This is a genomic window from Pseudomonas chlororaphis subsp. chlororaphis (assembly GCF_003945765.1).
Taxonomy (GTDB): domain Bacteria; phylum Pseudomonadota; class Gammaproteobacteria; order Pseudomonadales; family Pseudomonadaceae; genus Aquipseudomonas; species Aquipseudomonas chlororaphis.
In genome coordinates, this window is sequence record NZ_CP027712.1 from 6548242 (window position 1) to 6562063 (window position 13822).

The 13822-nt window shown below is 62.7% G+C and carries 16 protein-coding genes; 9 read left to right on the forward strand and 7 right to left on the reverse strand.

Going from position 1 to position 13822, the window contains the following annotated elements; genetic code table 11:
• Nucleotides 1–142 precede the first annotated feature (142 nt).
• A complete protein-coding gene (locus C4K27_RS29880; RefSeq protein ID WP_053263078.1) occupies nt 143–2992 on the forward strand; it encodes a class I adenylate cyclase in 2850 nt (949 codons plus the stop codon).
• A gap of 16 nt (nt 2993–3008) precedes the next feature.
• Here the strand turns inward: C4K27_RS29880 and rnk are convergent, their stop codons facing one another.
• The 3 genes from rnk to cyaY form a co-directional block, all read right to left on the reverse strand.
• Nucleotides 3009–3422: a nucleoside diphosphate kinase regulator gene (gene rnk, locus C4K27_RS29885; RefSeq protein WP_007926672.1), complete on the reverse strand. Its 414-nt coding sequence runs from the start codon at nt 3420–3422 to the stop codon at nt 3009–3011.
• 147 nt (nt 3423–3569) lie between these two features.
• Entirely contained in the window at nt 3570–3803 is a 234-nt protein-coding gene (locus C4K27_RS29890; protein WP_053263079.1) for a DUF1289 domain-containing protein, read from the reverse strand.
• 4 nt (nt 3804–3807) lie between these two features.
• Complete coding sequence (gene cyaY / locus C4K27_RS29895) at nt 3808–4140, reverse strand: iron donor protein CyaY (protein WP_007926670.1); 333 nt, start codon at nt 4138–4140, stop codon at nt 3808–3810.
• 239 nt (nt 4141–4379) lie between these two features.
• On the opposite strand from cyaY, the gene lptM reads away from it, so the two are divergent.
• Genes lptM through C4K27_RS29925 form a run of 6 tightly spaced genes read left to right on the forward strand, consistent with a single transcriptional unit; the run spans nt 4380 to nt 8966 of the window.
• Nucleotides 4380–4532 (forward strand): LPS translocon maturation chaperone LptM, encoded by a 153-nt coding sequence (lptM, locus tag C4K27_RS29900; RefSeq protein ID WP_007926668.1) that lies wholly within the window; start codon nt 4380–4382, stop codon nt 4530–4532.
• 9 nt (nt 4533–4541) lie between these two features.
• Entirely contained in the window at nt 4542–5789 is a 1248-nt protein-coding gene (gene lysA, locus C4K27_RS29905) for a diaminopimelate decarboxylase (RefSeq protein WP_053263080.1), read from the forward strand.
• Nucleotides 5790–5793: 4 nt separating this feature from the next.
• The gene (dapF, locus tag C4K27_RS29910) at nt 5794–6624 is read left to right on the forward strand and encodes a diaminopimelate epimerase (protein WP_053263081.1); all 831 of its coding nucleotides are present in this window, start codon (nt 5794–5796) and stop codon (nt 6622–6624) included.
• Between the two features lie 13 nt (nt 6625–6637).
• A complete protein-coding gene (locus C4K27_RS29915) occupies nt 6638–7363 on the forward strand; it encodes a DUF484 family protein (RefSeq protein WP_009051448.1) in 726 nt (241 codons plus the stop codon).
• A 2-nt stretch (nt 7364–7365) separates the two neighbouring features.
• Complete coding sequence (gene xerC / locus C4K27_RS29920; RefSeq protein ID WP_053263082.1) at nt 7366–8262, forward strand: tyrosine recombinase XerC; 897 nt, start codon at nt 7366–7368, stop codon at nt 8260–8262.
• Entirely contained in the window at nt 8262–8966 is a 705-nt protein-coding gene (locus C4K27_RS29925) for an HAD family hydrolase (RefSeq protein WP_053263083.1), read from the forward strand. The genes xerC and C4K27_RS29925 overlap by 1 nt, the downstream gene beginning before the upstream one ends.
• 104 nt (nt 8967–9070) lie before the next feature.
• Here C4K27_RS29925 and sutA read toward each other — a convergent pair whose 3' ends face one another.
• The 4 genes from sutA to glnK form a co-directional block, all read right to left on the reverse strand.
• Nucleotides 9071–9394, reverse strand: coding sequence for a dormancy-specific transcriptional regulator SutA (sutA, locus tag C4K27_RS29930; protein WP_007926654.1), 324 nt, complete (start codon nt 9392–9394; stop codon nt 9071–9073).
• 102 nt (nt 9395–9496) lie between these two features.
• A complete protein-coding gene (locus C4K27_RS29935; protein WP_007926650.1) occupies nt 9497–9922 on the reverse strand; it encodes a secondary thiamine-phosphate synthase enzyme YjbQ in 426 nt (141 codons plus the stop codon).
• A gap of 210 nt (nt 9923–10132) precedes the next feature.
• The gene (locus C4K27_RS29940) at nt 10133–11470 is read right to left on the reverse strand and encodes an ammonium transporter (protein WP_007926649.1); all 1338 of its coding nucleotides are present in this window, start codon (nt 11468–11470) and stop codon (nt 10133–10135) included.
• A 35-nt stretch (nt 11471–11505) separates the two neighbouring features.
• Nucleotides 11506–11844: a P-II family nitrogen regulator gene (gene glnK / locus C4K27_RS29945; protein ID WP_002555808.1), complete on the reverse strand. Its 339-nt coding sequence runs from the start codon at nt 11842–11844 to the stop codon at nt 11506–11508.
• A gap of 416 nt (nt 11845–12260) precedes the next feature.
• Here glnK and C4K27_RS29950 point away from each other — a divergent pair, with 416 nt between their 5' ends.
• Nucleotides 12261–12521, forward strand: a complete 261-nt coding sequence (locus tag C4K27_RS29950) for an accessory factor UbiK family protein (RefSeq protein WP_007926648.1) — start codon at nt 12261–12263, stop codon at nt 12519–12521.
• 236 nt (nt 12522–12757) lie between these two features.
• Complete coding sequence (locus C4K27_RS29955) at nt 12758–13819, forward strand: CDP-glycerol glycerophosphotransferase family protein (RefSeq protein WP_053263084.1); 1062 nt, start codon at nt 12758–12760, stop codon at nt 13817–13819.
• The last annotated feature ends 3 nt before the right edge of the window (nt 13820–13822 follow it).

The window sequence follows — 13822 nt, forward strand, 5'->3', positions numbered from 1 at the left end:
GTCGGATTCCGCGGGCAAGCTCCAGTTGCCCGCTGGAAATCTGACGTCAAAAATAAAATTCAGCTTAAAGCTCGCCCTCGACTGGCTGTAAACTCCTCCACCTATAAGACCTCCCACGTTCAAGCTTCGCGAGCCTGTTTGAATGACCCGCACCCATGAAATCCGCCCAGATCTGGACGAGGGAATCGATCGCAAGGTTCTCAGCCAGCTGCGTGCGCGCTTTCTGAAGCTCAACGAAGGGCGTCTGGATCGGGCCATGGAGGGGTTATCGCCGCGCCAGCAACTGGTGCTCAACCTGTTGCCGCTATTCTTTCACGTCAACCACCCGTTATTGCCGGGTTATGTGTCGGGTGGCACACCCGCCGGGCTGTCGAACTACGAACCCGACACCTCAACGCTCAACGAAGCCCAGCGCCTGACTCGCTCGTTTTCCTACAAGGTCCGGCCCGGCAATGCACCGCGACCTATCCATGGCCTGTTCCTGATGGGCAGCCTGGGCACCCTGGCCCAGGCTGACCAGAGCGATATGGATGTGTGGGTCTGCCATGCGCCCGATCTCGGCGAGAACGAACTCGCCGAACTGCGCAAGAAATGCCTGCTACTGGAAACCTGGGCCGCCGGCCAGGGTGCCGAGGCGCACTTCTTCCTGATCGACCCGAGCCGCTTTGTCCGTGGCGATCGCGACACCCAGCTGAGCTCGGACGATTGCGGCACCACTCAGCACTATCTGCTGCTGGACGAGTTCTATCGCACGGCCATCTGGCTGGCCGGGCGTACGCCACTGTGGTGGCTGGTGCCGGTGTACGAAGAAGCCCGCTACCAGCAGTACACCCATACGCTGCTGTCCAAGCGTTTCATCCCTGCCGACGAAAACCTCGACCTTGGCCATCTGGCTCATATTCCGCCGGGCGAATTCATCGGCGCCGGGCTCTGGCAGTTGTTCAAGGGCATCGAGTCGCCGTACAAGTCGGTGCTCAAGCTGCTGCTGACCGAGGTCTACGCCAGCGAACACCCGCGGGTGGAATGCCTGAGCCTGCGCTTCAAGCAGGCGGTGTTCGCCAATCGCCTGGACCTCGACGAGCTGGATCCGTACATCGTGGTCTACCGGCGCATCGAGGAATACCTCAAGGCCCGCGGCGAACCGGAGCGCCTGGAGCTGGTACGGCGCAGCCTGTACCTGAAGGTCAACCGCAAGCTCACCGGCAATAACGGCGCGCGCAACCCGAGCTGGCAGCGCTCGCTGCTCGAACGGCTGGCCCACGAATGGGGCTGGGATCAACGCCAGCTGGCAATGCTCGACAGCCGCAGCCAGTGGAAAGTCCGCCAGGTCAGCGCCGAACGCCGAGCCCTGGTCAATGAGCTGAACTACAGCTACCGCTTCCTGACCCAGTTCGCCCGTACCGAGCAGACCCTCGGCCTGGTCAACAAGCGCGACCTGAATATCCTCGGCCGCCGCCTGTACGCAGCCTTTGAACGCAAGGCCGGCAAGATCGAATTCATCAACCCCGGCATAGCCCCGGACCTGGCCGAAGACACCCTGACCCTGGTGCAGTCGCCCAACAAGAAAGAACCGGGGCAAACTCACTGGGGCCTGTACAACGGCAGCCTTAATGCCCTGGAGTGGGAACACTTCGCGCCGATCAAGCGCAGCCGCGAACTGCTGGAGCTGCTGACCTGGTGCCATCGCAACGGCGTGATCGACAGCAGCACGCGCCTGGCGCTGCACCCGGGCAGCAGCGACTTGAGCGAGTTCGAGCTGTTCAATCTGCTGGGCAGCCTGCAACAGACCATCGCCCTGCCCCTGGGCACCGTCAGCGAAGAACGCCTGCTGCACAGCAGCGTGCCCAGCGAAGTGCTGATCCTGGTGAACGTCGGCCGCGACCCGCTCAAGCATCACCGCGACCTGAACATCCTGATGACTACCGAGCGCACCGATTCTTTGAGCTACGCCGGGGTGCGGGAGAACCTCGTGCTGACTCTCGACCAGGTGACGCTCAACAGCTGGAACGAGGTATTAGTCGGCCGTTACGACGGCGCCCATGCCCTGCTCGACTGCCTGCGCGACTACCTCAACAATCTGCCGCGCGGCCCTGAGCAACCGAAGCTGCGAGTGCGCTGCTTCTGCCACAACCGCGCGCAGTTCATCGCCCAACGGGTCGAAGAGCTGTTCGACACGGCGCAGAACCTGTTGCTCAGCCAGCTCAACCACCGCTACCTGATCCAGGTCCAGCAGCATTACCACGTGCTGGAGTTGGTGCCGGGCCAGGTCAATCATGTGGCGCTGGCAAGCCTGCCGGCGCTGATCGACTACCTCGGCGAAGAGCAGTCGAGCTACAGCCCGCTGCACCTGGACCCGATGGCCCTGGAAGAACACGACCTGGCGCTGATCCTGCCGATGGGCCAGCCTGATTGCATCCAGGTGTTCTACCGTGTCGTCGAGGCTCAGGCCGAGCTGTATGTGCTGGATGAATTCAATGCGCTCTGGCAGCAACGCCTGCCCTACCACGACGAACAGAGCCTGTTGGTCCCCCTGCAACGCTTCCTGCAGTCGATCCTTTACCGGCGCGATGCCCAACTGCCGATGGAGGCCTCCCAGGCTCTGGTGCCACTGGATATTTTGTATTACCAGATATTGCCCTCAGGCAGCACAAGAGCCCGTCGAATCGAGCCACGCCCAGCCCCCCAGACACCAGCGAACAAAGCCTTTTATGACGTGCAGGGCATCATCGGCAAAGCCGCACCGGGGCAGGTGCAGGTCACTCTGTATTGCAATCAACGGGAGTTTTCCGAGCTGGAGCATGGCGACCAGTTGTTCGCTGCGGTCGCCCAGGAGATTGTCGGCCAGCGTCGCGAAACCGAGCGCTATCGCTGCTATATCACTGACCTGGACCTGTCCGGCTTACTCGGCGACCACCATGGTTCAAGCAATCTCTACCTGCGCTACAAGGCCGACCTGGAGCGCGCCTTGAACGACGCGCTCGAGCAGGTCTAGCCGTCAGCGGCGCCCTTCAGAGGTGAAAGTCGCCAGCCGCTTCGGGTTGGTATTCCACTTCCAGCAGGGTCAGCTTCAGGGTCTTGCCGCCGGGCGCCGGCCAGTCGATGTACTGCCCGACCTGCAAACCGAGCAAGGCGCTGCCCACCGGCGCCAGGATAGAGATCCGGCCCTCGTCGGCGTTGGCGTCCTGCGGATACACCAGGGTCAGGTGATAGTCCTTGCCGCTGCCCTCTTCGCGGCAATGCACACGCGAATTCATGGTCACGACACCAGGCGGGACTTCATCGTGGCCCACCAGGGTTTCGGCGCGATCCAGCTCGGTCTGCAACGCAATGACGCCAGGCAGCGTGTCGTCCAGGCTGTCGATCAGGCGCTCCAGACGCTGCACGTCGAGGCGGGTGAGAATGATGGAAGGTGCGGTGCTCATGATCCAGGCAGACTCCTTTTTTCGGCACAAAAAAGCAAAACCCCGTCCAGATAAGACGGGGTTTTCACTGGCCTCGATGTGGCGAGGCGTAACCGGACACTACCACAGCAGCACAAATAAACAAGCCGCCGGGCTTTTGTGCCCGGGCTAGCCCATACCGGGCGCCGCAGCCCGCTTGCGCTCCAGCGCCTGGCGACAGATGACTCGCCGTCGCTCATCGTCCGCCGAGCGCCATTCGCGAATGTCTTCCACATGCCGGAAACAGCCCTTGCAGACTTTTTCCTCATCCAGCCGGCACAGGCTGATGCAGGGCGAGGCCACGGCCGGGCTGACATTGCTGTACAGCGGCTTGGGCGGGCGCGCCGGGGCGGTTGGCGTCACAGTCTCAGAGCCCTTCGAACTCGAGCTTGATATCGGCCTGCTCGAGGACGATGCGCTCGAGCATTTCGCCCAGCTGCTCTTCGCTCTTGTCGCACATCCAGCGCTCGCTTTCTTCGTCGTAATCGAAGTGGAAACCACCGGAGCGCGCGGCCAGCCACAGCTGACGCAGCGGCTCCTGGCGGCTGAAGATCACCTGGCTGCCGTTTTCGAACTTGACGGTGAGCACACCGGCGGAGCTCTCCAGATCGATATCCAGGTCACTCTCCTCGAAAATGTCCTCCAGCGTCTGCTGGGTGGCATCGACCAGGTCGTGGAAACGGGCTTCAGTCAAACTCATTGCGGGAACCTCGAAAAGTGTCTACTCACGCTCAAGCGCCGCAAGATACGGGCGCATCCGGGCGAATGCAAAGGATACCGATCAAGGGCGCGGGCGGCAGAGAAAATATCCCCGCAACCGCCGCGTCCAGCGCCCGTGCCCGGGGCAAAGGCCCGCCGGACGGGTGTTCCAGCGCATAGGCAAGCCGTCGGGTGGCCGGTATACTCGGGCGCAATTAACGCATTCTCAAGGATTTCGCCATGAAGCGCCTGATCTCTTCCCTTGCTGCGCTCGTCGCGGTTGCCTGCCTTGTCACTGCCTGCGGTCAAAAAGGCCCGCTGTATCTTCCCGATGACAGCAAATCCCCTGAAGACCAAGGTCACTCGCAGTCGCACAAGCACGACACCAACTAAGGGAACCCCATGGACGCTTTTAACTACCGCGACGGGCTGCTGTTCGCGGAAGGTGTAGCGTTGTCCGCCATTGCCGAGCGCTTTGGCACGCCGACCTACGTCTATTCCCGAGCGCATATCGAAGCGCAGTACCGCGCGTACGCCGATGCCCTCGCCGGCATGCCGCACCTGGTCTGCTTCGCGGTAAAGGCCAACTCCAACCTGGGTGTACTGAATGTCCTGGCGCGTCTGGGCGCCGGTTTCGACATCGTCTCCCGGGGCGAGCTGGAACGCGTCCTGGCCGCTGGCGGCGCGGCCGACAAGATTGTCTTCTCCGGTGTCGGCAAGACCCGTGACGACATGCGTCGCGCCCTGGAAGTCGGCGTGCACTGCTTCAACGTCGAGTCCAGCGACGAGCTGGAACGCCTGCAACAGGTCGCCGCCGAACTCAAGGTTCGCGCGCCGGTTTCGCTGCGGGTCAACCCGGATGTCGATGCTGGCACCCACCCGTACATTTCCACCGGCCTGAAGGAAAACAAGTTCGGTATCGCCATCGCCGATGCCGAAGACGTGTACATCCGCGCGGCACAGCTGCCGAACCTGGAAGTGGTCGGCGTCGACTGCCATATCGGCTCGCAACTGACCACCCTGGCCCCCTTCATCGATGCCCTCGACCGTCTGCTGGACCTGGTCGACCGCCTGGGCGAGTGCGGCATCTACCTGCGCCACATCGACCTCGGTGGCGGCCTGGGCGTGCGTTATCGCGATGAAGAGCCACCGCTGGCCGCCGACTACGTCAAGGCCGTGCGCGAACGCCTCGACGGCCGCGACCTGGAACTGCTCTTCGAACCCGGCCGTTTCATCGTCGCCAACGCCGGAGTACTGCTGACCCGGGTCGAGTACCTCAAGCACACCGAACACAAGGACTTCGCCATCGTCGACGCGGCGATGAACGACCTGATCCGCCCGGCCCTGTACCAGGCCTGGATGGACGTCAGCGCCGTACGCCCGCGCGATGGCCAGGCACGTACCTACGACATCGTCGGCCCGATCTGCGAAACCGGCGACTTCCTGGCCAAGGAACGTCAGCTGGTCCTGGAAGAGGGCGACCTGCTGGCCGTGCATTCGGCCGGTGCCTACGGTTTCGTCATGAGCTCCAACTACAACACCCGCGGTCGCGCTGCTGAAGTGCTGGTCGATGGTGAACAGGCTGTTGAAGTGCGTCGCCGCGAGACGGTAGCCGAGTTGTTTGCTGGCGAAAGCCTGCTGCCGGAGTAAAACCATGCTGCTGCGTTTTACCAAGATGCACGGCCTGGGCAATGACTTCATGGTCCTCGACCTGGTCAGCCAGCACGCGCACATCCTGCCCAAACATGCCAAGCAATGGGGCGATCGCAACACCGGAGTCGGTTTCGACCAGTTGCTGATCGTCGAGGCGCCGAGTAATCCGGATGTGGATTTCCGCTACCGGATCTTCAATTCCGACGGCTCCGAAGTGGAGCAATGCGGCAACGGTGCGCGCTGTTTCGCCCGTTTCGTGCTGGACAAGCGCCTGACCACCAAGCGCCAGATCCGCGTCGAGACCAAAAGCGGCATCATCGAACTGGATGTGCGCAACGACGGTCAGATCAGCGTCGACATGGGCGCGCCGCGCCTGGTGCCCGAGCAGATTCCATTCGTGGCACCGGCCCAGGCCCTGAGTTATCAGGTCGAAGTCGATGGCCAGACCGTCGAATTGGCCGCGGTGTCCATGGGCAACCCCCATGCGGTGCTGCGGGTCAACGACATCAACAGCGCGCCGGTGCATGAGCTGGGACCGAAGATCGAACATCACCCGCGCTTCCCGGCCCGGGTCAATGTCGGCTTCATCCAGATCATCGACCGTCAGCGCGCGCAGCTGCGGGTCTGGGAACGTGGCGCCGGGGAAACCCAGGCCTGCGGTACCGGCGCCTGCGCCGCCGCAGTGGCCGCGATCAGCCAGGGGTGGATGGATTCGCCGCTATTGATCGACCTGCCGGGCGGGCGCCTGTCCATCGAATGGGCAGGCCCTGGCCAACCGGTGAAGATGACCGGCCCGGCAGTGCGCGTATACGAAGGACAGGTGCGTCTTTGAATGAGCGAAAACCATGACTGATCAGCCTCAGGTTCCAGCCGAACAACCCGACGAATCTCCTGCCGAAAACCTCGAGGCGGCGGCGATCGCCGCGTACCTGGAGGCTCATCCGGACTTCTTCGTCGAGCATGAAGAACTGCTCCCGGCGTTGCGCATTCCCCATCAGCGCGGTGACACCATCTCGCTGGTGGAGCGGCAAATGAAGATCCTGCGCGAGCGCAACATCGAGATGCGCCACCGGCTTTCGCAGTTGATGGACGTGGCCCGCGACAACGACCGGCTCTTCGAGAAGACCCGGCGCCTGATTCTCGCGCTGATGGACGCCAACAGCCTGGAAGACGTGGTGATGAGCGTCGAAGACAGCCTGCGCCAGGACTTCCAGGTGCCATTCGTGAGCCTGATCCTGTTCAGCGACAGCGCCATGCCGGTAGGCCGCTGGGTCACCGCCGCCGACGCCCAGACCGCCATCGGCGGCTTGCTGACCGAAGGCAAGAGCGTCAGCGGCAGCCTGCGCGAGCATGAGCTGGACTTCCTGTTCGGCGAAGAACAGCGCCAGCAGATCGGCTCGAGCGCCGTGGTCGCCATCGCCCATCAGGGCATTCACGGCGTGCTGGCCATCGCCAGCCGCGACCCGCAGCACTACAAAAGCTCGGTGGGGACGCTGTTCCTCAGCTATATCGCCGAAGTCATGGGCCGCGTGCTGCCGCGCTTCACTCACTCGCTACGCTCGGTTCGCTGACCATGGAACGACAACTGGACGCCTACTGCGAGCACCTGCGCAGTGAGCGCCAAGTGTCGCCCCATACGCTGCAAGCCTACCGCCGCGACCTGGAAAAAGTGCTGGCCTTCTGCGCCAAGCAGCAGGTTTGCAACTGGTCCGACCTGGACATCCAGGGCCTGCGCAGCATGATTGCGCGCCTGCACCAGCAGGGCCAATCCTCTCGCAGCCTGGCGCGCCTGCTCTCCGCCGTACGCGGCCTGTACCACTACCTGAACCGCGAAGGTCTGTGCAATCACGACCCGGCCAACGGCCTGGCGCCACCCAAGGGCGAGCGCCGCCTGCCCAAGACCCTGGACACCGATCGCGCGCTGCAATTGCTCGATGGCGCGGTGGAGGATGATTTCCTCGCGCACCGCGACCAGGCGATTCTCGAGCTGTTCTATTCCTCCGGGCTGCGCCTGTCGGAGCTGACCAGCCTCGACCTCGAACAATTGGACCTGGCCGATGGCCTGGTGCAGGTCCACGGCAAAGGCAGCAAGACCCGGGTCCTGCCGATTGGCAAGAAGGCCCGCGAGGCGCTGCAGCTGTGGCTACCGCTGCGGGCGCTGAGCAATCCGCCGGATGACGCAGTGTTCGTCAGCCAGCAGGGCCGGCGCCTGGGCCCCCGGGCGATTCAGCTGCGGGTCAAGGCCGCCGGCGAGCGCGAGCTGGGACAGAACCTGCATCCGCACATGCTGCGACACTCCTTCGCCAGTCACATGCTGGAATCCTCCCAGGACCTGCGCGCGGTACAGGAACTGCTGGGGCACTCGGATATCAAGACCACCCAGATCTATACCCACCTGGACTTCCAGCACCTGGCAGCGGTCTACGACAGCGCCCACCCACGGGCCAAACGCAACAAAGGCGGTGAGTAATGACGATCAAGCTGATCACCTTCGACCTCGACGACACGCTGTGGGATACCGCGCCCGTGATCGTCAGCGCCGAAGCCGTGCTGCGCCAGTGGCTGACCGACCACGCTCCGCAACTGGGCGGCGTACCGGTGGAGCATCTCTGGACCATCCGTGAGCGGGTGCTGAACAACGAGCCGGGGCTCAAGTACCGCATCAGCGCGCTGCGCCGACGGGTGCTGTTTCATGCACTGGAGGAAGCCGGCTACGACCAGGGCCAGGCCAATGCCCTGGCCGACCAGAGTTTTGAAGTGTTCCTGCATGCGCGGCACCAGCTGGATATCTTTCCCGAGGTGCAGCCGACCCTGGAAGCGCTGGCCAACCACTTCGCCCTGGGCGTGGTCACCAATGGCAACGCCGACGTGCGCCGCCTGGGGCTGGCGGATTACTTCAAGTTCGCCCTGTGCGCCGAAGACATCGGCATCGCCAAGCCCGATGCACGGCTGTTTCACGAAGCCCTGCAACGGGGCGAGGCGACACCGGACACCGCCGTGCACATCGGCGACCACCCGGGCGACGACATCGCCGGGGCCCAGCAGGCCGGCTTGCGGGCCATCTGGTTCAACCCGGCCGGCAAGGCCTGGGAGGCGGACCGGTTGCCGGATGCGGAAATCCGCAGCCTGACTGAGCTGCCGAAACTGCTGGCGCGCTGGCACAACGGCGCCTGATCGGACGCTGTCGCAATCACTGCAACACCGCACTCTCGCCAACAAACGCCCATGAAAAAGCCCGCAGCGACGGCGGGCTTTTTCAGCAAGCAAGTGGCAGGCGCTCAGATAGGCCGGCTACCGTACTTGTTATCAGGCTTCTTGGGCGGATCGGCAACCACATTGGCCTCGACTTCCTGCACTTTACCGCCACGGGCCAGGAACTCCTCCATGGCGCGCGCCAGTGCATCACGCTCTTTGTTCTTGGCTTCGACACTCGGCAGCTCGTCTACCGAGACGGCAGCCTTGGCCTTGCCTTTGGCGGTCGGGGCAGGAACATCACTGCCATCGTCTTCCGCCACATCGTCGGCGGCCGCTTCAAGACCTTCTTCGGTTTCGTCTTCGTCGCCTACTTCGAGGTCGTCGTTTTCCAGATCATCGTCGCTCATGTTCTACCTCATGACTTGCGAAAAGCAGATTAGTTATAGCCCAGCTGAGCCGACTGTCGAAGGCCGCTGGAAAAAAATCAACATCCACTGATAACCAGCGGCTTATGCCTTATCACCGTGCAAGGTGGCAAGGACTTTGCGGGCACCGCCATGATCGCGATGCTCGCCCAGATAAACGCCTTGCCAGCTGCCTAACGCCAAGCGACCCGCCGATACCGGCAAGCTCAATTGACAGCCTAGCAAACTGGCCTTGAAGTGCGCCGGCAGATCATCGGGCCCTTCGTCGTCATGTTCATACCCGGCCATGCCTTGAGGCACCAGGGAGTTGAAGAAACGCTCGAAGTCACGACGAACCGCAGGGTCGGCATTCTCGTTGATGGTCAACGAGGCCGAGGTATGCTGCAGCCACAAATGCAACAGACCGACCCGACATGCCTTCAGTTCAGGCAGGCCGGCGAGCAACTCGTCCGTTACCAGATGAAAGCCCCGGGGCCTTGCCCGCAGAGTAATCAGAGTCTGTTGCCACATACAGTTCTCCGCACATTCGGCGCGCATTCTAGCGCGCTCTGGGAAAAAACAAAGTGCCGAATATTCCTCCAATGCTGTAAGTCATTGACCCGAAAAAAAAGCAGTCATCAAACTGGCTGACAAGCTCTGGAAAAAACCTTTCAGCTGTCTCTCAATGACAAAACGCAGACAAAAAAATGCCCGGCAAGCCGGGCATTTTTTCTAGCGAGATTACAGGTTGTAACCGCGCTCGTTGTGTTGCGCCAGGTCGAGGCCGACCGACTCTTCTTCCTCGGTGACACGCAGCCCGATGACCACATCCAGCACCTTGAGGATGATGAAGGTGACGATCGCGGTGTAGATCACCGTGAAGCCCACGCCTTTGCACTGGATCCACACTTGCGCGGCGATGTCGGTCACGGTGCCGAAGCCGCCCAGCGATGGCGCAGCGAACACGCCGGTGAGGATCGCGCCGAGGATACCGCCGATACCGTGCACGCCGAAGGCGTCCAGGGAGTCGTCGTAGCCCAGCTTGCGTTTCAGAGTGGTGGCGCAGAAGAAGCACACCACGCCCGCTGCCAGGCCGATCACCAGGGCGCCCATCGGGCCTACGGTGCCAGCGGCAGGCGTGATCGCCACCAGGCCGGCAACCACACCCGAGGCGATGCCCAGGGCGCTTGGCTTACCGTGGGTCAGCCATTCGGCGAACATCCAGCCCAGCGCTGCGGCGGCGGTGGCGATCTGGGTTACCAGCATCGCCATGCCGGCGGTGCCGTTGGCGGCGGCGGCGGAACCGGCGTTGAAACCGAACCAGCCGATCCACAGCATGGCCGCGCCCATCAGGGTGTAACCCAGGTTGTGCGGCGCCATCGGGGTGGTCGGGAAGCCTTTGCGCTTGCCCAGCACCAGGCAGGCCACCAGGCCGGCGATACCGGCGTTGATGTGCACCACGGTGCCGCCGGCGAAGTCCAGCACGCCCCAGTCCCACATCAGGCCGCCGTTGCCGGACCAGACCATGTGCGCGATCGGCGCGTAGACCAGGGTGAACCAGATGGCCATGAAGATCAGCATGGCGGAGAACTTCATCCGCTCGGCGAAGGCACCGACGATCAGCGCCGGGGTGATGATGGCGAAGGTCATCTGGAAGGTGATGAACACCGCCTCGGGGAACAGCGCCGCCGGGCCGGTCAGGCTCGCCGGGGTGACGCCGGCCAGGAAGGCCTTGCCCAGGCCGCCGACGAAGGAGTTGAAGTTGACGACGCCCTGCTCCATGCCGGTGGTGTCGAACGCAATGCTGTAGCCATAAATGACCCACAGGATGCTGATCAGACCGGTAATGGCGAAGCACTGCATCATCACGGAAAGAATGTTTTTCGAACGCACCATGCCGCCGTAGAACAGCGCCAGGCCGGGAATGGTCATGAACAGCACCAGGGCCGTCGAGGTCAGCATCCAGGCGGTGTCGCCGGAGTTGAGGACTGGGGCTGCCACTTCGTCCGCCGCCATGGCCAGGCCAGGCATTACGAGGGACAACAGGGCTCCTAGCCCTGCGATTTTACGCAGAGTCATATTGTTTTCTCCTGGGGCGTTGGGTTTGGGGCGGCTTAGATGGCGTCGGTATCGGTTTCGCCGGTACGGATGCGAATAGCCTGTTCCAGATTGACCACGAAGATCTTGCCGTCACCGATCTTGCCGGTGTTGGCGGCCTTGGTTATCGCCTCGATGACCCGATCAAGATCCTTGTCGTCGATGGCGACGTCGATCTTCACCTTGGGCAGGAAGTCGACTACGTACTCCGCGCCGCGATACAGCTCGGTGTGCCCCTTCTGCCGGCCGAAGCCTTTGACCTCAGTAACGGTAATGCCCTGCACGCCGATCTCGGACAGCGACTCGCGCACGTCGTCCAACTTGAACGGCTTGATGATGGCAGTGACTAGCTTCATGAAACTTTCTCCCGAATTGGTGGACTTGCCCCAGGAAAACAAACCCGACTCAAGTCTAAGCGCAGTGCCTGGCTTTGTAACGCATCGTCGGCCTTCCTCGACCAGACCGACGCCAGCTAACCGCTCCTGACGAAACACTTCCCCGCTCCGCCTGCCGCACTGCATTCGTCACAGCGACTGCATCAGTGCATGGGTCATCGGGGACTAAGCAGAAACCTTGCCATCTCGCGAAAACCCACTGATTTCAGTCCCTTGGCCGCCACGACAGAAACCACTTCGCCATCATCGCCACGGATACGCACAACAACGGTGCGCCACTGCCCGGCGCGATGCGCGAAAAGCGTGCATCCCCGCCTGCCGATTGACTATAGACAGTGCGTGATACACTGCCCGTCATTGTTTTCAGGACACTCCCCATGCTCGCGCCCAAAGACCTCCTCGATGCCCTGAGCGGCCATGCCGCCCGCCTGTTCAGCGGCGATACCCCACTGCCCCGCGCCGAAATCGAAAGCCAGTTCAAGGCCCTGCTGCAAAGCGGCTTCAGCAAGCTGGACCTGGTCAGCCGGGAAGAATTCGACAGCCAGATGGTCGTCCTGGCCCGCACCCGGGCCCGCCTGGAAAGCCTGGAGGCGAAGGTCGCCGAGCTGGAAGCCAAGCTCAACCCGAGCGAGCAATAACCACCTCGACCGCGCCCCTGCGCATAGGCTCGACCATGCAGTGCCTGCCGCCGGTCGAGCCGGACCCCGCCAGCAAAGATTTTCCGCTCTGCCCGTTCATTTCCCGCCCGCTTCGCCGATAACATATCCAGCGTTTGCGATCCTGGCCACCCTCGGGGCGAGCCATGCCCCACGACACCGCCAAGCAACGCCAACGCTTGCCTCGACGTATTCTTTGTTGTGCACCAGGTAGCCCTATGACCGCGCCAAAACCCTTCAGCCGCTTGGCCTTCTTCGTTCATACCGCCGAGATGCTCAATCACTATCAGGCGGTCTGGAGCCTGTTGGGGGCCGATGCTTTCGATGTGGTCCTGCACGGCACCCATGAAGAGCGCGCGCAAAGCCGCGAACTGATTGGCGGCCTGGGCTACAGCTGTCACGGCAGCCTGGATGTGATCAAGGCCAATCACCGCTATGACGTGGTGGTCTCCAACCACAGCATGTACGACCACGGCTCGCAGCCGATGATCAAGGCGCTGGGCCATCGCCAGGTGCGCTTCATGTACGCCCTGGGCAAGTACAAACACAACTTCTCCAGCTGGAACCGGCATTACGACCTGATCCTGTGCTTCGGCCCCTGGCAGGCCGAGCGCCTGCGCGAATGCTGCGATGCCGTAACCTTCCAGATGGGCTACCCGCGCTACGACGCCTACTTCCGCGAAACCTCGCTGCAAGGCCAGCACCCGGCAGACTTGGGCCTGGACCCGACGAAAACGACCGTGCTGTGGCTGCCGACCTGGATGGAGCTGTCGTCGATCAGCCGCTTCGCCGACGCCATGGCCGGGTTGTGCGATCGCTACAACGTCATCGTGAAGACCCACCCGCTGTCGGTCGAGGCCGATCCCGAGGCGCTGAAACTGCTCGAGCAATACCCGTTCACCGCGGTAATTACCCGCGTCTACGACAACCTCAGCCTGTTCCGTTGCGCCGACTATGTGGTTTCGGACTACGGCGGAACCGCGTTCGGCGCCCTGTACCTGGACAAGAACCTGCTGCTGTTGAACGTACCGGACGCCGAGCAGGACGCGCTGACCGGCGAGGAATCGCCCGATGTGCTGCTGCGCAACGACATCGTCAACCTCGACCCCGAGGCGCGCTGGCAACTGGCCGACCTGCTGGGGGACGAGAGCCTCTGGCAACGGCAGGCCGCGGTCCGTCAGCGCCTGCGTCGCCATTACTTCGCCCCCAGCTATGGTTTCTCGGCGGAGCTGGCGGTACTGGCGCTGCGCAACATCGAAAACATACTCAAGCAGGGGTGAAAG